Origin of the sequence: Streptomyces sp. NPDC002130 (genome assembly GCF_040296465.1) — a bacterium.
Lineage (GTDB): Bacteria > Actinomycetota > Actinomycetes > Streptomycetales > Streptomycetaceae > Streptomyces.
Genome location: NZ_JBEOXI010001315.1, coordinates 1 through 1,009, shown reverse-complemented (window position 1 = coordinate 1,009; position 1,009 = coordinate 1). Strand labels below are relative to the sequence as shown.

Here is a 1,009-nt window from a genome sequence, read left to right as displayed (position 1 = left end):
CGGATCTCCGAGATCTGTTGGGCTGCCTCATACTCCCGTGGACCGACCAACTGGCGTCCTTGCCTCGTCCGAGCTGGCGTGCACGGCTCGTACAACAACTGAAGGCGGCGCCGTCGGGCATCGAACTCATTGCCATGCTGTCGGATCCGCTGGTCGACGAAGTGTTTCAGCGGGCGATGGGTCTCCTCTCGGATATTCCTGCGCCCGTGCTCGTCGGTCGATCTTGGATCATGGGACGAATGGTCACCGACGTCTGCGCCGAATACGAGGCACGCCTCGAGCAGGACACCATCGAGCCCAACTGGACCGGGTTGGCCTACTTCCTCATCGATGCTTGCGCGGGGATGCTCAGAGCGCCGGTGACCACCGTCGGCGACTTTCTCAGCTCTCGTTCGGCGGGCACGCTCTCTTAGTTCAGGGAATGGTCATCGGAGGTGAGCGCAGATCGCTTTATCCGCCGGGAGTTGGGGGCGGCCCGACGACCTCCAGGTCCAGTTCGGCACGAGCGCGCCCGAATCCTTCACCAGGGAAGGTCATGTCGCCTCCTTCGACGTGGACGTGAGCCTCGGTCGGGCGGTTCATGTATTCGAAGAACTTCTCGAACACACCGGTGGTCAGGAGTCCGAGCATCTGGGTGCTGTGGCCGGCGAACGAGAAACTGTGCACGGTGCCTGCAGGTGCGTGAAGGAAGTCGCCTTTGGTCAGAAGGATTTCCTTACCGTTCGCGTGCAACAGAATCCGGCCCTCGAGGCAGAAGAAGTTCTCGGTGTGCTGACGGTGGACATGCAACGGAATGTATGGACTCTTGCCGCCGCTGGTGTGCATCGCGAAGTACGTCGAATCCGTGTTTCGGGAGCGTGCGAGATAAGTGTTGAGTTGGTCCATGCTCGCCCATCGGTCACCTTCGCCGGCACGCAGGCCTGTCTTGATCTCCGGCGGCAGCTCCTTCGGCGTGGCGTCGGCGGAGAACCCGGCCTGCACCTTCGGCACGCCGTACACCAGGTGCGTC

At 62.1% G+C, this 1,009-nt stretch carries 1 protein-coding gene and 1 pseudogene; one reads left to right on the top strand and one right to left on the bottom strand.

What is annotated here, in order from left to right; genetic code table 11:
• Positions 1–413 (top strand): annotated as a pseudogene (locus ABT116_RS50600) (TetR family transcriptional regulator); the annotation flags it as partial.
• 37 nt (positions 414–450) lie between these two features.
• Here the strand turns inward: ABT116_RS50600 and ABT116_RS50595 are convergent.
• On the bottom strand, positions 451–1,009 hold a 559-nt coding region (locus ABT116_RS50595), incomplete at its 5' end, for a quercetin 2,3-dioxygenase (protein WP_351648667.1).